We start from the raw sequence: 22,430 nt of genomic DNA on the forward strand, positions 1-22,430 counted from the left end.
GCACAATTATCGCCAAAAGCCAGGGTTCTGAGGGATGCGGCACCTGAGCATCCCTCAGTCGGGCGTGGCAATGGTGCTACAAAGAACACAATTGCTAACTACGCACGAAACTTTTCACCACACTCGTACAAAGTTTTCAACTGGCTGATGGTGAAAACATCATTTACGCTCCCTGCTGGCGCCGCGCGTCAATGACATCCGGCAGTTGGTTGAGCTTCGCCAAAATGCGGCCCAGCACTTGCAGGTTGTAGATCTCAATCTCCATATCGATCGTTGCCAGTTGCTGCTTGGTGTCGCTGCGGCTGGCGACGCCCAGAACATTAACCTTCTCATTCGCCAGAATGGTAGTAATATCACGCAGCAGTCCGCTACGATCGTTGGCGATAACTCGCACCACCAATGAGTAACCGCTGGAGTAGCTTTCCCCCCACACCGCATCGACGATACGTTCCGGCGAACTGGCTCGTAGTTCGTCCAACTGCTCACAATCCGCGCGATGAATCGAAATTCCACGCCCTCGCGTGATAAAACCGGTAATCTCATCGCCGGGAATGGGCTGGCAGCATCGGGCAATGTGGTGCATCAGATTGCCGACGCCTTCAACCACTACGCGGCCGTTGTCCTTGTTACTGCTGCGTGTCGGAGGTTGATGCGATTTTTGTTTCAGCTGGCGCAATGCCTCGCGATCCAGTTCTTCCGCACTCGGCTGTTTTAACTGTGATTGCAGGTAATTCACCATCTGATTCAAGCGAACATCGCCGCCGCCAATCGCGGCTAACAATTCATCAAGCGAATTCACGTTGTAGCGCGGCAGCAGCAACTTCTCCGCCGCCTTCAGGCTGATGCCCAAATGCGCCAGTTCATCATCCAGAATCTGTCGCCCAGCCAGAATATTCTTGTCGCGATCTTGCTTGCGGAACCAGTTCTGAATCTTGGAACGCCCACGGCTGGTAGTGATGTATCCCAGATTCGGGTTCAACCAGTCGCGGCTGGGATTCGGCTGCTTCTGAGTGATAATTTCGATCTGATCGCCCATTTGCAACTGATAGGTAAACGGCACAATGCGCCCACCAATTTTCGCGCCAATGCAGCGATGTCCGATATCGCTGTGAATATGATAGGCAAAATCCAACGGCGTGGAACCCGCCGGAAGATCCACAACATCGCCTTTCGGGGTAAAGACATAGACGCGATCGTCGAACACCTGACTGCGAACTTCATCCAGCACATCATTCGAATCCGCCACCTCTTCCTGCCAGGCCAGCAGCTTGCGCAGCCAGGCGATGCGGCCTTCGTAACCGGAGCGCCCGCCCGCGACGGTGCCTTCTTTATATTTCCAGTGTGCCGCGACGCCTAGCTCGGCGTCTTCATGCATCTGACGCGTACGAATCTGAATTTCAAGCGTTTTCCCCCCCGGCCCTAACACCACGGTATGAATAGATTGATAACCGTTCGGTTTGGGGTTGGCGACATAATCATCAAATTCATCGGGTAAATGACGATAGTGGGTATGTACGATACCAAGCGCTCCATAGCAGTCCTGCAACCGTTCAACGACGATGCGCACCGCTCGCACATCGAACAGTTCGTCGAACGCCAATGATTTTTTCTGCATCTTGCGCCAGATACTGTAAATATGCTTAGGTCGGCCATAAATCTCTGCTTGAACACCTGCTTCGTCCATCGCATTGCGCAGCGTTTTAACAAAATCATCAATATACTGCGCCCGGTCGATGCGTCGCTCATGCAGCAGCTTGGCAATTTTTTTATATTCATCAGGGTGCAGATAGCGGAAGCAAAAATCTTCCAGTTCCCACTTCAACTGACCGATACCGAGGCGATTCGCCAGCGGCGCATAAATATTGGTACACTCTTTCGCCGCCAGCACCCGTTCTTCTTCCGGGGCGTCCTTCACTTCACGCAAATGGGCGATGCGCTCGGCAAGTTTGATCACCACGCAGCGGAAATCTTCCACCATTGCCAACAGCATACGGCGAATATTATCGACCTGCTCGGATGCTACGGAGTCATGCTGTGTCGCTTTAAGCTGGCGGATTGCATCCATATCGCGCACGCCATGCACCAAATCGACGATGTTTTTCCCAAACGTCGCTTCCAGCGTCGCCTCATCGACGACGCGCGCGTCCGCCAGAGGAAAAAGCAACGCCGCGCGCATGCTGTCATTGTCCATACTTAACGTGGACAAAATTTCCACCATCTCAATACCACGCCACAGTAGCAATGCTGCATCGGCGTGATCGTGCGTTTGCTGTTCACAGTAACGCCAGGTTTCAGCTAAACGCTCACACGATTGCTGATTAGCGATGCCGAGTGAAGCAATCCACGCATCAGGGACGAATTCACCTGCCGTATTCAAATGCGCACTTCTTACCGCAACCATAATTTCTCCCTACGTTACCTTCACCTTGCAAACGATGCGTCCCCGCTGTTCATCACGCCTTTCGCGTAGCGCTATCGTGCAAAAACAGTGCCATCGATTCGAGGTGCCCGGTATGTGGAAACATATCCAACATCGCGACATTCGCCAACCGAAAACCTGCCGCTAACAAGACTTTGCTGTCGCGTGCTAGCGTCGTGGCGTTGCAGGAAACATACACCACTCGCTTCGGCGCCAGCCGGACTATCTGCGCCATAACGCCAGCCGCGCCTGCACGCGCTGGGTCGAGTAATATCTTATCAAAACCCTGCGCGGCCCACGGCTGCTGCGTGACGTCATCATCAAGATTTTGGTGATAAAATGTGACATTGCTCAAGGCATTACGACGAGCATTCTCTCGCCCTTTCGCAACGAGCGCGGGCACGCCTTCGACGCCAACGACGCTGGCGGCGCGTTGAGCCAGCGGCAGCGTGAAATTCCCCATGCCGCAAAATAAATCCAGAACGCTGTCCTGCGGCTGCACATCGAGCCATGCCAGCGCCTGCGCAACCATCTGCTGGTTCACCGCGTCATTGACCTGAATGAAATCACGCGGGCTAAAGGCCAGCGTCAGCCCATCCACGCGATAAATAGGCGCATCCCCGTACAAACACGTCAACGTGTCGGCATCCGGCGCCAGATAAACAGAGACACCCTGCTGCAAAGCAAAATCACGCAGCGCCTGCTCATCGGAAGAATGCAGTGAATCAAGGTGCCGCAATACCAGCAATGGCGCATTATCCGCCAGTACCAATTCCACATGCCCCAGACGCCTCACTGCCCTTAATCGGCTTAGGCAAGCGCGCAAGGGTTGCAACAACGCGTCAAGTTCGGGGCGCAACACCGGACAGGCGTCGATGTCCACGAGATCGTGAGAATAGGTCCGCCGATAGCCCATCAGCAACCGTTGCGCTTTCGCTTGAAAGTATAACGCAAGGCGCGCACGTCGCCGATAACCATAAGGTGTACCGGAAATCAGTGAAACGTCGGGTAAATCGACACCCGTTTCTCTCGTCATCAGACGCGCTAAGGCCGCCATTTTACTGTGTTGTTGCAGCGCAATATCGGCATGTTGCTGCTGGCAGCCGCCGCAGTGGGTAAAATGTGGACATCGGGGTTCAACGCGCTGTGGGCTCACTGTCAGCAGAGAGTGAAGTTTTGCCTGCGCAAACTGGCGTTTTTCTTCCGTAAGTTGGACTTCAGCCTGCTCCCCTGGTAGGACCCCGGTGACAAACACCGTCTTTCCCTCATGACGCGCAACGCCTTGCCCAAATGGATCGAGTGACGACACGGTAACTGTGAGGTTTTTAGCTGGAACCGTTTTCCGGGTCGTCACACGCCGGTTCGGAGAGTAGAATTGCGCCATAATACGATCGATTATCTCTTAAGTTGGACAGCCGCACCTGATAAAAGCAGTATCACTAACAGGGGGCGCTGCATACGCTAATTCTCCCACATTGGAACCTCATGACCAAATACAGTCTTCGTGCACGGATGTTGATACTGATTTTGGCGCCGACGCTCATGATCGGGCTGCTACTTAGTACATTTTTTGTCATCCACCGTTACAACCAGTTGCAGTCACAATTGGCAAACTCTGGCACCAGCATCATTGAACCGCTGGCGACCATCTGCGCTTACGCGATTACCCATCGCCAGATGGATACGATTCCGTCCTTAATCAATACGCTACACCGCCGCCACTCTGCGATTATTCGCACCATTAGCGTGTTTGACGCGCACAACCAGCTATTGGCGACGACCAACATACGTAACACTAACGTCTTTGCACCTCCTAGTAATGAAATGCACCCCGATAATAAACTGCACCTGCTCCACACCAGTGACGCGCTGATTCTGCATATGCCTATTGTTAATGATGGTGAATTCCTGCCTACCGGGACGAAACCCGCGTTGTCCACTATCGTCGCCCCTCTCGGCTATCTGCGCATTGAACTGGACGCCAGCACCATTCGGCTTCAGCAGTATCAGGAAATCTTCATCGCCGCCCTCCTGCTGCTGTTATCGTTGAGCGTCGCTATCCTTTTTGCCTACCGTCTGATGCGGGATGTCACGACGCCAATTCGCAATATGGTTGATACCGTCGATCGCATTCGCCGTGGGCAATTGGATAGTCGTGTGGAAGGGGCGATGCTTGGCGAACTGAATATGCTAAAAAATGGCATTAATTCTATGGCCATGTCGCTAACCGCTTACCATGAAGAGATGCAGCAGAATATCGATCAGGCGACCTACGATCTGCGGGAAACGCTGGAGCAAATGGAGATCCAGAATGTCGAGCTGGATCTGGCCAAAAAGCGGGCGCAAGAAGCCGCGCGCATCAAGTCAGAGTTTCTGGCAAATATGTCGCATGAACTCAGAACGCCGCTGAATGGCGTGATCGGCTTTACTCGCCAAACATTGAAAACGCCGCTCAACCCCACACAAACTGACTATCTGCTCACCATCGAACGTTCCGCCAATAATCTGTTAACTATCATTAATGATGTACTCGATTTCTCAAAACTTGAGGCCGGAAAACTTACGCTGGAGGATATTCCCTTCTCACTGCACAACACGGTGGATGATGTGGTCATGCTGCTCGCACACACGGCGCATGAAAAAGGGCTGGAGTTAACGCTGAGTATTCAGAATGACGTACCCGAGCAGTTTATTGGCGATCCGCTGCGAATACAGCAAATCATCACGAACCTGCTGGGTAATGCGATTAAGTTTACTGAACAGGGCAACATCGATATCCGGATAGAAAAGCGTCGGCAGGAACATCATCAGGTTCAGCTAGAGGTCCAGATACGCGATACCGGTATCGGCATTGCCGAAGCACAGCAGACGCAATTGTTCCAGGCTTTCCGTCAGGCCGATACCAGTATTTCTCGGCGCTATGGCGGTACGGGGCTAGGGTTGGTCATTACTCAACGTCTGATCAAAGAGATGGGCGGCGACATCAGTTTTTATAGCCAGCCCAATAAGGGATCAACGTTCTGGTTCAACATTATGCTGCCGCTCAATCCTCATGCCACACCAACAAAGCCGGACTACGCGGGCCTACAAGGAAAACATCTAGCCTACGTTGAATCCCACCCCATTGCCGCACAAGCCACGCTGGATATGCTAAGTCAGACGCCGCTAATCGTCAGCTACAGTCCAACCATTGAGCAATTACCTGAAGGCGAATTTGATATGCTATTGCTCGGTACGCCAGTGCAATACCGTAATACGCTACTCGACTACGCGCCCACACTGCGCGATCTGTGCCGTCGCGCGCCTTGCGTAATCCTGGCGCTGCCCAGTCTGGCGCTAATGGATGCCGAACAGTTGAAAGCCCTAGGTATCCATGCCTGCCTAAGTAAACCGCTCTCCGCCGCGCGCCTGTTGCCCTTGCTTCAAGGCAGCGCCCCGCTTCTGTCGGACAATACCTCATCCCCCCAAGAAGTCGCACGCCATTCCGCCCGTTTGCCGCTGAGCGTAATGGCGGTAGATGATAACCCGGCGAATCTGAAACTGATCGGTACGCTGTTAGAAGAACGGGTCGAGACGGTCATCCTGTGTGGAAGCGGGCAGGACGCCATCGCGCAGGCGAAGCTGCACCCATGCGATATGATTTTCATGGACATTCAAATGCCGGGAATGGACGGCATCTGCGCCAGCAAATTGATCCGCCAGATCCCTCACCATAGCGCGACGCCTATTATCGCCGTAACCGCGCAAGCGTTAGCGGGTGAACGCGAGCATTTGCTGCAGTCGGGGATGGATGACTATCTGGCTAAACCGATAGACGAACAGATGCTGAAAGAGGTGTTGTCGCATCATGCGCGCAACGATCCTCGCCAACACGCTCAGAACGTGATGCCAGATTTACTGGACGATCGCGACGATAAGCCGTTGTCTCTCGACTGGGGCCTGGCACAACAGCAGGCGGCCAACAAACCAGCGTTAGCGCGAGATTTACTGAAAATGTTGTTGGATTTTTTACCGGAAGTGCGGCAAAGAATAGTGCGCATCCTGGAAGGAGAAACGGATGACGACATCGCCGAACTGATTCATAAACTGCACGGTAGTTGCAGCTACAGCGGCGTTCCACGCCTGAAACGCCTCTGTCGTTATCTGGAGCAACAGTTGCGTAATGGTGCGCCCGCCCGCGATTTAGAACCCGAATGGCTGGAGTTGTTAGATGAAATCGACAACGTAAATCAGGCTGCTCAGCCCTATATCAAAGCGTGATAATGTCATTGCGTCCAAAAGCAGGCGTAATGTCGACGCCTGCTGTAACACCCCAATAATAACTATCCCAGAAAGAGACCGACAAACATACGATTGGATCGCAACGGCATTCAGCGCGACATTGACTGCGCCAGCCGAATCGTAGCGGCGATATTACGCGCCGTCATTCGCACATTGTCTGCCGCATGCTCCAGTGCATCCTCAAGCGAACAGATAGTGTAAAGTACGCTGAATACGGCATCCAACCCATGTTCATGCACCACGCCAACATCCGCTGTCAGGCTACCCGCGATGCCAATCACCGGCTTATTGTATTTTTTGGCGACCCGCGCCACACCAATGGGGACTTTGCCGTGGATCGTCTGGCTATCGATACGCCCTTCACCGGTCACCACCAGCGTGGCATCTCGCACCAGTTCATCCAATCCTAATGCTTCCGTAACAATCTCAATTCCCTGACGCAATTCAGCGCGGCAAAAAGCCTGTAACGCCGCGCCCATTCCCCCAGCCGCGCCAGCACCGGGGACGTGTTCCACGTCCATATCCAGGTCGTGTCGGATCACCGCCGCATAATGTTTCAGGGCACGATCCAACTGTTCAATCATTGCTGGCGTCGCCCCTTTCTGCGGGCCGAAAATCGCCGAAGCACCTTGTTTTCCCGTCAACGGGTTAGTGACATCGCAGGCGACTTCAAAACGGCAACCTTGAATACGGTCATCTAACTCGCTGATATCAATACGATCGAGATGCTCAAGCGCTCCCCCACCAAAACCGATCGGCTCGCCTTGCTTATCCAGCAACTTTACCCCCAGCGCCTGTACCATACCTGCTCCACCGTCATTAGTCGCGCTCCCGCCAATGCCGATAATACAGTGGCGAACGCCGTGATCTAACGCGCAACGGATCAATTCGCCGGTGCCATAGCTGGTTGTCTTTAACGGGTTTCTACGCTGAGAAGGCACACGCTCCAGGCCACTTGCCGCCGCCATCTCAATAAACGCCGTTTTCTCATCGCCCGACAGGCCAAAAAAGGCATCAATCCGATCGCCCAACGGCCCTGTCACCTCAACATTGACAATCTTACCGTTGGTCGCCGCAACCATGGCTTCAACGGTGCCTTCCCCCCCGTCTGCTACAGGCAGTTTGACATAGCAGGCATCAGGAAAAATTTCACGAAATCCTTTTTCAATCTGCGTGGCAACTTCTTGTGCAGACAAACTTTCTTTATAAGAATCCGGTGCGATCACTATTTTCATAAACGATCCGATTTCATCAACGTTCCGATTGCATCAATAATCCGCGCGCTCATGAAACGGCGCTTATACCTGCCAACGTCCAGGGCAGCAGATCCTGAAACTCGGTAAGGAGATCTGAATGACTATCGGTCAGTCGGCTGGCATCCCATGCCAGCCTCGTGACGATCATTGGCTTAACGAGTCACTTCGACTTTAGCCAGTTTTTCGTAGTAACGAGCCAGGGCACTGTGGTCAGCCGATCCCAGATCGTCCGCTTTCAGCGCCTGCATCATTTCCATTACTACCGCGGTTAACGGCAACTGTGCACCGACACCGTGTGAAGTATCGAGCGCGTTCGCCAGGTCTTTAATATGCAAATCAATACGGAACCCCGGCTTAAAGTTACGATCCATAACCATGGGAGCTTTAGCATCTAGCACGGTGCTACCCGCCAGCCCACCGCGGATCGCCTGATAAACTAAGTCAGGGTTAACCCCCGCCTTCGTTGCCAACACCAGCGCTTCCGACATCGCTGCAATATTCAGCGCCACAATTACCTGATTGGCCAGTTTGGTCACGTTACCCGCCCCGATATCACCAGTATGGACCACGGAACCCGCCATCGATTTCAGGATCTCAAAACAGCGGTCAAACTGAGCCTTATCTCCGCCCACCATGACGGATAATGTGCCGTCGATTGCTTTAGGTTCACCACCGCTGACCGGCGCATCCAGCATGGCGATCTCTTTCGCCGCCAGCGCCGTTGCGATTTCACGACTGGCCAGCGGTGCGATCGAACTCATATCCACCACGATGCTTCCCGCCCGCGCGCCTTCGATAACGCCGTTTTCCCCCAGCACGACTTCTTTAACGTGCGGAGAGTTAGGCAACATGGTGATAATCACTTCGCACTGCTCGGCGACCTGTTTCGGCGTTTCCGCCGCCGTTGCGCCCGCGGCGACCACTTCCGCGACCGCATCCTGATTTCTGTCCATCACGACTAAGGAGTAACCTGCTTTCAGCAGATTTTTACTCATCGGTTTTCCCATGATGCCCAGTCCAATAAAACCAATTTTCATCGCTCTAACCTCATTGTCTGATGTGGATATCACTCAATTGACGGTCAATCCGCCTCATGGCGGATTCGACTCGCAACTACAGAATTACTTTTTATATTTGTCGCTCAGCGCCTGTGTAGCGCCGCGGAACACGCCCAGATCGCTACCGACCGCGACAAAACTCGCTCCCCATTCCATATAGCGGCGCGCGTCAGCCTCGACCGGCGCCAAAATGCCGCAAGGTTTATTGTGGGCGGCCGCGCGATCGAAAATGTGCCGAATCGCTTTCTGCACATCAGGGTGGTTAGGCTGACCGAGATAGCCTAGTGCCGCAGACAGGTCACTTGGGCCGACAAACACCCCATCTACGCCCTCTACCGCAATAATCGCATCCAGATTGTCCAACCCTTTTTGGCTTTCGATCTGCACCATAATGGTAATGTTGTCGTTAATCTTGGCGAAATAGTCCGGCTCGGTGCCATAACTGTTGCTACGATGCGCCACAGAAACCCCACGGATACCTGCGGGCGGATAACGCGTTGAGGCCACAGCCCGCGACGCCGCCTCGGCCGTTTCCACAAAAGGAATCAGGAAATTATTAAACCCAATATCCAGCAACCGCTTGATAATAACCGGCTCGTTGCACGGGGGACGGACAACAGGCGCACTGTGGCTGCCCTTTAACGCCATAAGTTGGGGAATAAACGTCATGACATCGTTTGGCGCATGCTCTCCATCCAACACCAGCCAGTCGAATCCCGCCAACCCCAGTACTTCAGTCGAAATTGGGTTGCCCAGCGCACACCAACAGCCAATCAACGTTTTCCCCTGCTGTAAATCTTGGCGAAAACGGTTAGGTAATATCGTATTACTCATAATAACCTTCTATTAATTCATGTTTACGGCAACCAATAAGTAACTTAATAATTGTCGCCTATTAACTTAACTCTTTTTCAATTCCATACGTTTAATTTCACCCACGACGATCAGGTAGCATAACATTGCCATTATTGCTGAAACACCGACAAAAATCAGAGCACTATTAAAAGAATGTAATTCTTTAACCAGGTAACCAATAACCAATGGTGTCACAATAGAGGCAACGTTACCGAATACATTAAATACACCGCCACATAGACCGACAATTTCCTTAGGCGCCGTATCCGAAATAACAGGCCATCCCAACGCCCCAAATCCTTTACCAAAGAAAGCCAGCGCCATCAGTGTCACTACTAAAACATTGCTATCGGTATAATTACAAAGAATAATACTAGAAGCCAATAACATACCTAAAACGATAGGGATTTTACGGGCGGCGGTTAGCGAAAAACCACGCTTCAACAACATATCGGATACGACCCCTCCCGACACCCCACCAATAAAGCCACATATTGCGGGGATTGCTGCGATCAAACCGACTTTCAGAATAGACATTCCCTTTTCCTGTACCAGGTAAATGGGAAACCATGTGAGAAAAAACCAGGTGATACTATTGATAAAATACTGACCCAGAAATACACCCAGCATCATGCGGTTAGTGAGCAATTGTTTTATATAATCCCACTTCGGGCCACTATTTTCCTTACCATCACCTTTTTTATGGTCCATATCAACAACCGCGCCGCCTTTAGAAATATATTCTAATTCTTGCTTACTGATACCAGGGTGATCAGTTGGATTATGAATGAATTTAACCCATACAATAGTGAGAATAAACCCTATTCCCCCCATCACGATGAACACGTGTTCCCAACCCCATTGATAAGTCAGCCAACCTAGAATAGGTGAGAAAATTGCCAGTGAAAAATATTGCGCAGAGTTAAAAATGGCTGATGCCGTACCACGCTCTTTGGTTGGAAACCATGCCGCGGTGATGCGAGCGTTTGCGGGGAAGGACGGTGCTTCAGAAAAACCCAGCATAAAACGTAATACAAACAGTGTTACAGGCGCCCAGACTAATGGAACCCAATCAACAAACCCTTGCAGGAAAGTAAATAGAGACCAAAAGAATATGCTATAGGCGTAAACTTTTTTAGAACCAAAGCGGTCAAGCAGCCAACCGCCAGGGATCTGCATCACTAAATATGACCAACCAAACGCAGAAAAAATATACCCCATATGTACTGCATCTAGTTGTAATTCTTCCGCTACCGCAGTCCCCGCAATAGATAATGTTGCACGATCTGCATAATTTATCGCAGTTACTGTAAATATAATTAACAATATTATGTAGCGAACATAGGTTTTTCTTTTTATAAGAACCGCATCGGAATTCATAAAATCGCCTCGATTATCATTATAAGCATCATCGTAACCAACTCGACTAGCTCAACCTATTTCCAGAGTGGTTAGCTTTGAAATTTAACGTCAATCAGTTTATGGAAAAACATCGTTTATAAAAAATTTGCACTATCCGTTCACGCTACGAACAGTTATAAGACGGTATTAAGTATAAAAATTACATCATGGAATAGCATTGTCACAATGCCCAACAATGATTAACAATATACTGTAATTTTTGGCGTTACGCACAGAACATTGCGACTAACATCACACTGTGATTTCCAATTAGATAGGTAATAAAGGCAAAAGAGATACAGATCACATTAAGTTAGATACTTGCCAAACCATAAAGGATTAAAAATCAGTAAATATTATTCAATTGCACAGTTATGTGTTATAAAAAATCAGATATTATATTTATAAAATCCGCATTACTTAAATAAAAAGCAACGAGAATTATCAATTGTGAAAATTAGAGATTAACTGGAGACGCTATGTCACAGAACGAGCAGAATGTCGTCAAAGCATTTTATATAAAAGTTCATGACGATGATAACGTAGCTATTATTGTTAATGATAATGGTTTACGTGCAGGCACTCGATTCGATACTGGATTAGAATTAATTGAACATGTGCCACAAGGTCATAAAGTTGCCCTCGAAGATATCGCCAAATCAGGCCCAATCATTCGCTACGGTGAAATTATTGGCTATGCCCTGCGCGATATTGCGAAAGGTAGCTGGATTGACGAATCTTTAGTCGAGTTGCCTAAGGCCCCGGCATTGGAAACCCTGCCACTGGCGACCAAAGTTCCGCCCGCGCTGCCGCCGTTGGAAGGATATACTTTTGAAGGCTACCGCAATGCCGACGGCAGCGTCGGAACGAAAAACCTGTTAGCGATTACGACCAGCGTACATTGTGTCGCCGGCGTGGTGGATTATGTCGTCAAACTCATCGAGCGGGATCTCTTACCCAAGTACCCGAATGTGGATGGCGTCGTCGCATTAAATCACCTCTACGGCTGCGGTGTGGCTATCAACGCCCCCGCCGCGGTCGTGCCTATCCGCACGCTTCACAATCTGGCGCTCAATCCTAATTTCGGCGGCGAAGTGCTGGTCGTCGGCCTGGGCTGTGAAAAATTACAGCCGGAACGCCTGCTGGAAGGTACGCCAGATGTACAAGCAATTTCGTTGGATGACACCAGCATTGTTCGCTTGCAGGATGAACAACACGTCGGTTTCCGATCGATGGTGGATGACATCCTGGCGATGGCGGACAAACATCTGCAACGCTTGAACCAGCGTCAGCGTGAAACCTGTCCGGCCTCAGAACTGGTTGTCGGGATGCAATGTGGCGGTAGCGATGCCTTTTCTGGCGTTACCGCTAACCCAGCCGTCGGTTTTGCCTCCGACCTGCTGGTTCGTTGCGGCGCTACCGTCATGTTCTCGGAAGTGACCGAAGTGCGCGATGCGATACATCTGTTGACACCGCGCGCGATCAACGAAGACGTCGGCAAGCGTCTGCTGGAAGAGATGGCCTGGTACGATAACTACCTCGACAGCGGTCACACTGACCGCAGCGCCAACCCCTCTCCAGGAAACAAAAAAGGCGGGCTGGCCAATGTGGTAGAAAAGGCGCTCGGCTCTATTGCCAAATCTGGCACCAGCGCGATTGTTGAAGTCCTGTCTCCTGGCCAGCGTCCTACTAAACGCGGGCTGATTTATGCAGCAACGCCAGCCAGTGACTTTGTGTGCGGAACACAGCAGCTCGCTTCCGGCATTACCGTTCAGGTCTTCACCACCGGGCGCGGTACGCCCTATGGCCTGCTTGCTGTCCCGGTGATCAAAATGGCGACCCGTACCGCATTAGCGAACCGCTGGCACGACCTGATGGATATCAATGCTGGCACAATCGCGACCGGAGAGGCCACCATCGAAGATGTAGGCTGGCAACTCTTCCATTTCATTCTGGACATCGCCAGCGGCAAGAAAAAAACCTGGTCCGATCAGTGGGGTATCCATAATGCATTGGCAGTTTTCAATCCAGCCCCGGTAACTTGATTATCTATTTCGCAGGCCGGTGTTCCCATCCGGCCTGCGGATGGCGTTATTTGATCTACAATAAATTTAGCCATAATTAACAATCAACAAAGGATAATAATTAACGGATAAACGTCCAAATGAGAATATTTCATTTCATTCCCGCAAATAAATAAAACAAAAAATTAACAAACAATCGAAAGCCCCTCCGATTTTATTTTACTAAAAAAACTCATTAAGAATAATCCCTAAAAATACCTTATATCTTTTAATTATACTTACACATTTATTACTGATTATTTAGTGCAAGCAAAATGAATCAATTGACAGCGAATCATCCCCATCATAGATTTATGCATACTGAAAAATTGCACTAATATTGATGACCAGCGTGTTACAGCATTACTGTAATACGTTGGTTATCTTGCACAATGTGGGGCTATTCGCACTCTCATGATAAATGAGTAGATCACGTTTCATATAAATGAATAGGCCACTAAAAATTCAGTCGATCTGTTTGAATAACTTGAACATTTACACAGCAAAACACCGGACAGATTTCACGCAACGCATCGCCTATCGCTCACCTCTATTTCAGCACCAGTAATAATCGGAGCGGCTGAGATATGGCCGGCAATCAGCGCGGCGGTCTGGAAACTGAACGGGATACGGACACCGGGGTTTATAATGAGAGTCAATACACCTGTTACACAGCAGGAGTATTTGTTAGATATGGACACCATATTGATGTCCACAACAGATATTCACAGCCATATTACGTATGCCAATTCGGCCTTCATTAAGGTCAGTGGTTTTTCTGAAGAGCAACTTATTAGTCAGCCGCATAATATTGTGCGCCATCCCGACATGCCCGTTGAAGCCTATGCGGACATGTGGTTTACATTGCAGCAGGGCGATAGCTGGACAGGTATCATTAAGAATCGCCGCAATAACGGCGACCACTATTGGGTCCGCGCTAATGTCACGCCGGTTTACCAGCACGAAAAGCTCATCGGTTATATTTCCGTTCGTAATACGCCCAGCGCCGAAGAGATCAAACAGGCCGAAAAACTGTATAGCGCGATGCAGCAAAAGCAGGCCGGTAACCGCAAGTTTTATAAAGGGTTGGTCGTGCGCACGGGGCTCCTTTCTCCACTGTCGATCTTGCAAAAACTGTCTGTCCGCTGGCGCCTCCGTTTGGCCGTACTCGCGGCGGGGCTTATCCCGGTACTGTTTGCCTTCTGTGGGTTAAACCCGCTGTGGCTACTGCCACTGGCGTTGCTCGTCATCATCGCCGCGGATTGCTTTTTGCAAAAACAAATTGCACAACCGATTAGCATCATTCTAAAACAGGCTCAGCATGTGGTTTCAGGTCGCAAAGTTAAACACATCTGCCTAAATCGGGTAGACGAAATCGGCCTGCTACTGCGTTCCGTTAACCAATTCGGTCTGAATCTGCATTCGCTGGTTGATGACGTCAGCACGCAGGTGGGCGGTATTACCGATGTCAGTCATAAACTGGCAAAAAATAATGTCGACCTGAATATGCGCACAGAGGAAACATCGGCAAATCTGCAACAGACCGCCGCCGCCATTGAAGAAATTACCGTTGCCGTACAGCAGAGTGCAGAAACGTCGGCGCAGGCTACCACAATGGCTGCAGCCGCGAGCGATACCGCGCTAAAAGGCGGCGCGATTATGAAGGAAACCATCGGTATGATGGATTCTATCTCCAGCGCCAGCGATAAAATCGTGGATATTATCGGCGTAATTGACAGTATCGCTTTTCAGACCAACATTCTCGCGCTGAATGCCGCGGTTGAAGCGGCACGTGCTGGCGTTCAAGGGAAAGGGTTTGCCGTGGTTGCAGCTGAAGTGCGTAATTTAGCGCAGCACTCCGCCTCGGCAGCCAAAGAGATTAAAACGCTGATCGATGCCAACGTTGCCAATGTGAAACAAGGAAGCTCAATGGTGGAAAACGCAGGCAAACATATCAGCGATATCGTTGACGAAGTGTTGCAGGTTTCTAGCATGATCAAAGAAATAAGCAATGCAACGCGTGAACAGACCGCAGCATTAAGCCTGATCAACACCTCGATTGCACAGATAGAACAAATGACACAGCGCAATACCGATATGGTGTCACATTCAACGGAAGCCGCTGAGGGATTGAATCTTCAGGCTACGCGACTGAATAGCGCCATTAACGTCTATGGTCGTTAAACTCTTCTGGATATGCCGAATGAGTTTTACGCCAACGCACGCGATACGCCCGATTACGCCACTGAATGCGCAAGGTCGCTTCATTGAAGCGACCTCAGGGAAGGGAAACTCATGAGCGAGGCCGCTTCAGCGGCGTCACCAACCCTTGCAGCCCTTCTACCTTGATGGCCAGCGTTATTTGCATCAGTTCCCCTAAACGACCACGGGGAAACTCGCCTTTACGAGAAAACCACAGCAGATACTCTTCCGGTAAATCAATCAGTACGCGCCCCTGGTATTTACCAAAAGGCATCCGCATCGTCGCAATCTCTAGCAAATCCGCTTTTTCCACCGGTTTAGTCTCCCAATAATCGGATCATCTCCGCTTCATCGATCACGGGAATCCCCAATTCCTGCGCCTTTGCCAGCTTAGATCCTGCGGCTTCACCCGCAATCACCATATCGGTTTTTTTCGAGACGCTGCCACTGACTTTAGCGCCCAATGCGGCGAGACGATCCTTAGCTTCATCACGAGATAGGACACTCAGCGATCCTGTCAACACCACTGTTTTCCCGGCAAAGGGACTGTCGATCGTCTCAGCGTTGACGACCTGAACCTCTGGCCAGTGAATATTGATCCCTGCTGGGTCGGTCAATTCATGAATCACGATTCGGTTATGCGCCTCCTCCAGGAAATGCCGCACATGTGCGGCAACGACCTTACCGACATCCGGCACGGCGAGTAGTGCTTCTTCGTCGGCGGCGAAAAGCGCTTCCAGTGAGCCAAAATGCGCGGCCAGATTAGCTGCCGTCGCTTCGCCAACGTCACGGATCCCCAACGCATACAAGAAGCGCGCTAGCGTGGTCACTTTTGCCTTTTCCAGGGCATTTACCAGATTTAGCGCAGATTTCGGCCCCATACGCTCCAATTTCGTCAGTATTTCGACGTTCAGACGAAACAGATCGGCTGGCGTTTTGACATACTCTTTTTCCACCAATTGGTCGATAATCTTATCGCCCATACCTTCCACGTCTAAGGCGCGGCGAGACACAAAATGCTTCAACGCCTCTTTACGTTGGGCGCCACAGATCAAACCACCAGTGCAACGCGTGACGGCTTCCCCTTCTACGCGTTCAACATCCGCGCCGCACACGGGGCAGGTAGAAGGGAACACAATCGGCTGCGCCGTTTCGGGCCGTTCGGCGACTACCACACCAACAATTTGCGGGATCACATCCCCTGCCCGACGCACAATGACGCGATCGCCTATTTGCAAACCGAGTCGCTCAATTTCGTCCGCGTTATGCAGCGTAGCATTACTGACAATAACCCCCGCCACGGCCACGGGTTCCAGACGCGCGACCGGGGTAATCGCGCCGGTTCGCCCAACCTGAAATTCCACATCACGCAGCCACGTCAGTTGTTCCTGCGCGGGGAATTTAAAGGCCACCGCCCAACGCGGCGCACGGGCAACAAACCCTAATCTTTCCTGTAATGCCAGAGAATCTACTTTGACGACGACGCCATCAATATCAAAGCCTAACGAACTGCGAGTCTGTTCAATATGGCGGTAAAACGCCAGGACCTCGTCCGAACCGGTGCATCGTTGAATTTTATCGCTCACTGGCAACCCCCATGCTTTGAACAGCATCAGTCGTTCCCAGTGGCTGGCTGGCAATTCGCCCCCCTCCACCAGACCAACGCCATAGCAGAAAAATGTTAGCGGGCGTTTAGCCGTAATTCGCGGATCAAGCTGGCGCAGCGATCCCGCCGCAGCGTTGCGGGGATTAGCAAAGACTTTACCGCCCGTTCGACGGGCTTCTTCATTCAGCTTTTCAAAGCCGCTGTGCTTCATAAACACTTCGCCACGCACTTCAATGCGGCGGGGAATGTTGTCGCCTTCCAGACGCAACGGGATCGCTCCCACGGTGCGAATATTACTGGTGATGTTCTCCCCGGTTGCGCCATCGCCACGCGTAGCCGCCTGCACCAGAATCCCGTCTTCATAAAGTAAACTGACCGCCAAGCCATCCAGCTTGAGTTCACAACAAAATGTCAGTTCCCCTTCATTTTTTAGCCTGTCGCTAATCCGTTTACTGAACGCCAGATAGCTTTCTTCATCGAAGACATTATCCAGCGATAACATCGGCACTTCATGGCGCACCGGTTCAAATGCCGCCAACGGTGCCGCGCCTACGCGCTGCGTAGGAGAATCGCTGGTCACCAGTTCCGGGTAATCGGTTTCCAATGCCTTTAGTTCCTGCATGAGTTTGTCGTATTCGACATCAGGAATTTCGGGCGCATCTTCAACGTGGTATTGGTATTCGTGATGACGTAAGACCCGACGCAACGTCGCTGCTCGCTGTGCGGCTGCATCCACTTCGGATGGTGCTTTCTTCACTGGTTTCATACCTGTTCTATCTGATGTATGGCTCGATCGACGCCACTATGTTTATGGCTCTCGCCCAGGTTAAACCAGAACGAGAGGCAATAGTTTGCACGGCGTAGATACCGCCAATGACGCTATTAAGATTGAGGCGAGCGGGCCTTTATCGCGTTGATAATGTTTGTCGTAGAGCAGCCGTCCTCAAAATTCAGGACCTTAACCTCTCCGCCATTATCCCAGACCTCTTTACTACCGGCGATGTCATGCGGCTGGTAATCCCCGCCTTTCACCAAAATATCCGGCAGAATGCCAGCAATCAGGCGCTGCGGCGTATCTTCTTCAAACGGCACAACCCAATCGACCGCTTCCAATGCGCCTACAACGATCATTCGCTGCGTTAGCGGGTTGACGGGCCGTGTCGGCCCTTTTAAACGCGAGGTTGAAGCATCGCTGTTGATCGCTACGATTAATCGATCGCCGAGTTTACGGGCATTTGCCAGGTAAGAAACATGTCCGGCATGCAGAATATCGAAGCAACCATTGGTCATCACAATCTTTTCTCCTCGCTGGCGAGCGAGTTCCACGGCCTGTTTCAGTTGTTCTTCGGTCATCACGCCAAACCCGGTGTCGGCACGCCCGCGGATCGCATTTTCCAATTCAATCGGCGTAACCGTTGACGTCCCCAGTTTGCCAACGACGACGCCAGCGGCGGCATTCGCCAGGAAACAAGCGTCTTCCAGTGGATTCCCCGCAGCCAGCGCCGCAGCCAACACGCCAATAACGGTATCGCCCGCACCGGTCACGTCGTAAACTTCCTGCGCTTGCGTCGGCAAGTGCAGCGGATCTTTGCCCGGCTGTAGCAGCGTCATCCCCTGCTCGGAACGGGTTATCAGCAGTGCGGATAAATCATACTCCGCAATCAGTCGCTCTCCTCGCTCAACCAGTTCCTCTTCCGTTTTGCAACGCCCTGCGACCGCTTCGAACTCAGACAGGTTCGGCGTCAGCAGCGTGGCGCCACGGTAGCGGGAAAAATCCGTACCTTTCGGGTCGATCAGCACCGGAACGCCCGCCTCTTTTGCCGTCTGGATCATGATTTGCACCTGCGCCAATGCGCCTTTTGCATAATCAGACAGCACCAGCGCCCCCATTTTTGGCAGCGCCAGTTGAATACGCTCGACAATCGGCTGAGGATCAATATCCTCAAAACCTTCCTCAAAATCCAACCGAATTAACTGCTGATTTCGCGACAAAACGCGCAGCTTGGTAATTGTTGGGTGCGTCGGTACGGAAACAAAGTCACATGTCACGTTGACTTCACCCAGTTTGGCATTGAGTACGCGAGCGGCATCATCAATGCCCGTTAACCCGACCAGACGCGAGCCCGCGCCTAATGCGGCAATGTTCATCGCGACGTTTGCCGCGCCACCGGGTCGCTCTTCGACAGCATCGACCTTGACCACAGGTACAGGCGCCTCTGGGGAAATACGGCTGGTCGGCCCATACCAGTAGCGATCTAGCATGACATCGCCGACCACTAATACACCCGCTTGACGAAAATCAGGCAGCGTCACTTTCATCCTCAACTCCAGCTTTTGGCATAATAGGCGTAATAATATCATAGGCGCGATCGCTACACGTTATCTCGGCGCGTCGCCGATCGACACGTTGCTCGCAGAAAGAGCAGGAACCTACGCCTCCTCTAACCACGTTTTCCAGCTCGCCAGCACCTGCTCTCGTTCCGCGATAAATCGATCCTTGCTGACACGACCAGACTGTTCCTGTAGTGCCAGATGGTGTAACTCGTTGCGCATGGCGACATAAGCCTGCTTGAGCGCATTGGCTTCGTCCTCCGTCATCACGCCATATTGCGCCATCAGTTCCAGAATACGCACATTGTCTGACCAGCGGGTCAGACGGGGCTCTTGAGCCGCGTAGCGTAACACCAGATACTGGACAATAAATTCGATATCTGTGATGCCGCCCGCATCCGTTTTAATGTCAAAGCGCGTTTTATCTTTGTTGGCCAAATGCTGGCGCATTTTTTCCCGCATTTCGCGCACTTCGGTTCGCAGCGTATCCGCATCACGCGGCATACAGAGAATATTGCGACGAATAGATTCAAAGGCCTGTTGCACGCCGCTTTCGCCATACACCATACGCGCGCGCACCAACGCTTGATGCTCCCATGTCCACGCTTCCTTGCGTTGATATTCATCAAACGCCTCCACTGTACTCACCAACATGCCCGCCGCGCCAGAAGGCCGCAGGCGCGCATCGACTTCATACAGAATCCCGGAAGAGGTTCGCGTGCTAAATAAGTGCATTACACGTTGCGCGAGGCGCAAATAAAACTGGCGACCATCAATGCTACGTGCGCCGTCAGTCATGACATCTGAGGGGCAATCCAATAAGAAGACCAGATCCAAATCGGAGCTGTATCCCAGTTCCCAGCCACCCAACTTGCCATAGGCAATCACCGCAAAACCATACCCCTCTCGGTGCTGTAAATGGGATGGTTGACCGTAACGCGCCACCATCTGCCCCCACGCCTGCTGAATGACGGCGGCGATAATCGCCTCGGCTAAATACGTTAAGTGATCGCTTACTTTCATTACCGGCAAGATGCCTGCAATGTCTCCTGCGGCGATGCGGAGCTGCTGCGCCTGCTTGAATTGGCGCACGGCCTCCAGTTGCTGCTCTTCATCGTCCTCCGGTACACGCATCAGATACTGGCGCAGTTCATCGGCGTAAGCGCTCGGTTCCGTCGGCTGGTATAGCGTAGACGCATCGAGTAGTTCATCGAGCAAAAGGGGGTAACGCGCCAGTTGACTGGCGACCATCGGCGAAGCCGCACACAAGCGCACTAGCTGAGACAACGCAGCACGCGACTCCAGTAATAGTTCAAGATAGGTGGTGCGCGTGACAATCCCCAATAACAGCGGCGTCAGGCGGGACAGAACCGTATCCGCTTCCTGCCGCGCACAGACTTCGGACAGTAAGCACGGCATAAGCTGATCGAGGACATCGCGCCCGCGCGGCCCTATCGTGCGTTTCGCCACATCGTGGCGAAACTCCACAATCACGCGCATCAGCCTTTCACGCACCGTCTCCGTGAGATGCGGCGTCAACGGCGCCAGTTCACCGTCATCCAGCGTGTCATGCCATAAGCTGCTATAGCGGCTGTGTTCGGGAATATCATGGTTGTCCGGCGCATCGTCACCAATCAGATCGTCGAATACCCGGCGCACCGCCCGCATATGCTGTATCAGCATCGATTGCAGCGCATCCCAGTGCTCAAACCCCATTCCCCACGCCAGTCGCTGCTGGTTTAAGGCATCACCTGGCAGCGTTTGCGTTTGCTCATCGGCAATCGCCTGCAACAGGTTTTCAAGACGACGCAAAAACCGATAGGCGGTACTAAGGTCATGCACCTGCTGCGCCGTTAATAGCCCCAAAGCGCCGACATGCTGAAGCGTAGGCAACAACGATCGCCCCTGTAGCGCCGGTTCGCGTCCACCGCGAATCAGTTGAAAAACCTGCGTGATAAATTCAATTTCGCGAATCCCGCCAGCGCCTAATTTAATGTTGTTGCGCAGATCTCGGCGACGAACTTCGCGAGCAATCATACTTTTCATATTGCGCAACGACTGGATAACACTGAAATCGATATAACGGCGAAAGACGAAGGGTTTCAGCATACTGCGCAATTCCTGGCTATAGGCGTCGTCCATTCCCCCCATCAGACGCGCCTTGACCATCGCGTAGCGTTCCCAGTCGCGGCCCTGCTCCTGATAATAATCTTCCATGGCCACAAAGCTAAGGACCAGCGGCCCGCTGTCACCAAAAGGGCGTAGGCGCATATCGACCCGATAAACAAACCCCTCGACGGTCTGCTGATCCAGCACCTTAATAAGCCGCTGCCCCAGACGCGTGAAGAACTGCGCATTGTCCAGTTCGCGCCGTCCGCCCTGCGTATGGCCATTTTCGGGATACACGAAAATCAGGTCGATATCCGAAGAAAAGTTAAGCTCTTCTCCCCCCAATTTCCCCATTCCGAGAATTAATAAAGGCTGAGACACGCCTTGCGCATTGCAGGGCGTCCCCCACTCACGACAGCAGGCCTGATATAGCCAGCCTCTGGCTGCGACAATGAGGACCTCGGCCAATATGCTCAGTTGGCGTAGCGTCTGTTCCGTGGTACTGGTTTGCAGCACCTGCGACCACGCTATTCGCGTAAGCATATGGCGGCGAAAACGACGCAGTGCCGCCATCAGCGCATGTTCATCACCCACATCGGCCAGCGCATTATCTAACCAGTCGGCATAGTATCGCCACTCGTCAGGCTGCGGCGGCTGCTGGTGAATGCCTCGCCACCATTCAGGATGCAATGCAAGCGCATCACAGACAAAATCACTCAATGCCAACACCGACGCATCACTGTCTGTGATAGGTTCATCGGGCGCGGCTTCCTGCAAACGCGCGATCGCGCGCTGAGCGTGCTCTGACAGCAGTACGGGTAAAGGAGGTATCGACATAGAGGTTCGTTC

At 51.9% G+C, this 22,430-nt stretch carries 13 protein-coding genes; 3 read left to right on the forward strand and 10 right to left on the reverse strand.

The annotated features are described in order from the left end of the window. Positions 1 to 163 precede the first annotated feature (163 nt). Together relA and rlmD are read right to left on the reverse strand one after the other, a co-directional pair. Positions 164 to 2,401, reverse strand: a complete 2,238-nt coding sequence (gene relA, locus RFN81_RS13825) for a GTP diphosphokinase (protein WP_264496372.1) — start codon at positions 2,399 to 2,401, stop codon at positions 164 to 166. A gap of 52 nt (positions 2,402 to 2,453) precedes the next feature. Beyond that, a complete protein-coding gene (gene rlmD, locus RFN81_RS13830) occupies positions 2,454 to 3,803 on the reverse strand; it encodes a 23S rRNA (uracil(1939)-C(5))-methyltransferase RlmD (protein ID WP_264496373.1) in 1,350 nt (449 codons plus the stop codon). Between the two features lie 101 nt (positions 3,804 to 3,904). Between rlmD and barA the strand changes: the two genes are divergently transcribed. Further along, positions 3,905 to 6,679, forward strand: a complete 2,775-nt coding sequence (gene barA / locus RFN81_RS13835) for a two-component sensor histidine kinase BarA (protein WP_264496374.1) — start codon at positions 3,905 to 3,907, stop codon at positions 6,677 to 6,679. A gap of 110 nt (positions 6,680 to 6,789) precedes the next feature. Here barA and RFN81_RS13840 read toward each other — a convergent pair whose 3' ends face one another. The 4 genes from RFN81_RS13840 to RFN81_RS13855 all read right to left on the reverse strand — a co-directional run bounded on the left by RFN81_RS13840 (position 6,790) and on the right by RFN81_RS13855 (position 11,249). Then, entirely contained in the window at positions 6,790 to 7,935 is a 1,146-nt protein-coding gene (locus RFN81_RS13840) for a glycerate kinase (protein ID WP_264496375.1), read from the reverse strand. A 173-nt stretch (positions 7,936 to 8,108) separates the two neighbouring features. After that, positions 8,109 to 9,023: a 2-hydroxy-3-oxopropionate reductase gene (garR, locus tag RFN81_RS13845; protein ID WP_264498982.1), complete on the reverse strand. Its 915-nt coding sequence runs from the start codon at positions 9,021 to 9,023 to the stop codon at positions 8,109 to 8,111. Between the two features lie 54 nt (positions 9,024 to 9,077). Next, a complete protein-coding gene (gene garL / locus RFN81_RS13850; RefSeq protein ID WP_264496376.1) occupies positions 9,078 to 9,848 on the reverse strand; it encodes a 2-dehydro-3-deoxyglucarate aldolase in 771 nt (256 codons plus the stop codon). A 66-nt stretch (positions 9,849 to 9,914) separates the two neighbouring features. Next, complete coding sequence (locus tag RFN81_RS13855; RefSeq protein WP_264496377.1) at positions 9,915 to 11,249, reverse strand: MFS transporter; 1,335 nt, start codon at positions 11,247 to 11,249, stop codon at positions 9,915 to 9,917. A gap of 500 nt (positions 11,250 to 11,749) precedes the next feature. Here RFN81_RS13855 and garD point away from each other — a divergent pair, with 500 nt between their 5' ends. Both garD and RFN81_RS13865 read left to right on the forward strand, forming a co-directional pair. Next, complete coding sequence (gene garD, locus RFN81_RS13860) at positions 11,750 to 13,315, forward strand: galactarate dehydratase (protein WP_264496378.1); 1,566 nt, start codon at positions 11,750 to 11,752, stop codon at positions 13,313 to 13,315. Positions 13,316 to 13,981: 666 nt separating this feature from the next. Further along, a complete protein-coding gene (locus RFN81_RS13865; RefSeq protein ID WP_264496379.1) occupies positions 13,982 to 15,517 on the forward strand; it encodes a methyl-accepting chemotaxis protein in 1,536 nt (511 codons plus the stop codon). Positions 15,518 to 15,626: 109 nt separating this feature from the next. On the opposite strand, the gene RFN81_RS13870 is transcribed toward RFN81_RS13865, so the two are convergent. The 4 genes from RFN81_RS13870 to glnE all read right to left on the reverse strand — a co-directional run bounded on the left by RFN81_RS13870 (position 15,627) and on the right by glnE (position 22,418). Further along, positions 15,627 to 15,848, reverse strand: coding sequence for a DUF3820 family protein (locus RFN81_RS13870; protein WP_264496380.1), 222 nt, complete (start codon positions 15,846 to 15,848; stop codon positions 15,627 to 15,629). A gap of 4 nt (positions 15,849 to 15,852) precedes the next feature. Then, positions 15,853 to 17,907, reverse strand: coding sequence for an NAD-dependent DNA ligase LigA (ligA, locus tag RFN81_RS13875; protein WP_264496381.1), 2,055 nt, complete (start codon positions 17,905 to 17,907; stop codon positions 15,853 to 15,855). A gap of 116 nt (positions 17,908 to 18,023) precedes the next feature. Further along, a complete protein-coding gene (gene hldE, locus RFN81_RS13880) occupies positions 18,024 to 19,460 on the reverse strand; it encodes a bifunctional D-glycero-beta-D-manno-heptose-7-phosphate kinase/D-glycero-beta-D-manno-heptose 1-phosphate adenylyltransferase HldE (protein ID WP_264496382.1) in 1,437 nt (478 codons plus the stop codon). Positions 19,461 to 19,571: 111 nt separating this feature from the next. After that, positions 19,572 to 22,418, reverse strand: a complete 2,847-nt coding sequence (gene glnE, locus RFN81_RS13885) for a bifunctional [glutamate--ammonia ligase]-adenylyl-L-tyrosine phosphorylase/[glutamate--ammonia-ligase] adenylyltransferase (RefSeq protein ID WP_264496383.1) — start codon at positions 22,416 to 22,418, stop codon at positions 19,572 to 19,574. Between the last annotated feature and the right edge of the window lie 12 nt (positions 22,419 to 22,430).

The organism is Pectobacterium cacticida, assembly GCF_036885195.1.
In the GTDB taxonomy this organism is placed as follows: domain Bacteria; phylum Pseudomonadota; class Gammaproteobacteria; order Enterobacterales; family Enterobacteriaceae; genus Pectobacterium; species Pectobacterium cacticida.

What these genes read in the sequence shown, in the direction of transcription:
- rlmD (WP_264496373.1), bottom strand. Translation starts at nt 3,803, where the DNA reads ATGGCGCAATTCTACTCTCCGAACCGGCGTGTGACGACCCGGAAAACG.
- ligA (WP_264496381.1), bottom strand. Translation starts at nt 17,907, where the DNA reads ATGAAACCAGTGAAGAAAGCACCATCCGAAGTGGATGCAGCCGCACAG.
- RFN81_RS13840 (WP_264496375.1), bottom strand. Translation starts at nt 7,935, where the DNA reads ATGAAAATAGTGATCGCACCGGATTCTTATAAAGAAAGTTTGTCTGCA.
- garL (WP_264496376.1), bottom strand. Translation starts at nt 9,848, where the DNA reads ATGAGTAATACGATATTACCTAACCGTTTTCGCCAAGATTTACAGCAG.
- barA (WP_264496374.1), top strand. Translation starts at nt 3,905, where the DNA reads ATGACCAAATACAGTCTTCGTGCACGGATGTTGATACTGATTTTGGCG.
- glnE (WP_264496383.1), bottom strand. Translation starts at nt 22,418, where the DNA reads ATGTCGATACCTCCTTTACCCGTACTGCTGTCAGAGCACGCTCAGCGC.
- relA (WP_264496372.1), bottom strand. Translation starts at nt 2,401, where the DNA reads ATGGTTGCGGTAAGAAGTGCGCATTTGAATACGGCAGGTGAATTCGTC.
- hldE (WP_264496382.1), bottom strand. Translation starts at nt 19,460, where the DNA reads ATGAAAGTGACGCTGCCTGATTTTCGTCAAGCGGGTGTATTAGTGGTC.
- RFN81_RS13855 (WP_264496377.1), bottom strand. Translation starts at nt 11,249, where the DNA reads ATGAATTCCGATGCGGTTCTTATAAAAAGAAAAACCTATGTTCGCTAC.
- RFN81_RS13865 (WP_264496379.1), top strand. Translation starts at nt 13,982, where the DNA reads ATGAGAGTCAATACACCTGTTACACAGCAGGAGTATTTGTTAGATATG.
- garD (WP_264496378.1), top strand. Translation starts at nt 11,750, where the DNA reads ATGTCACAGAACGAGCAGAATGTCGTCAAAGCATTTTATATAAAAGTT.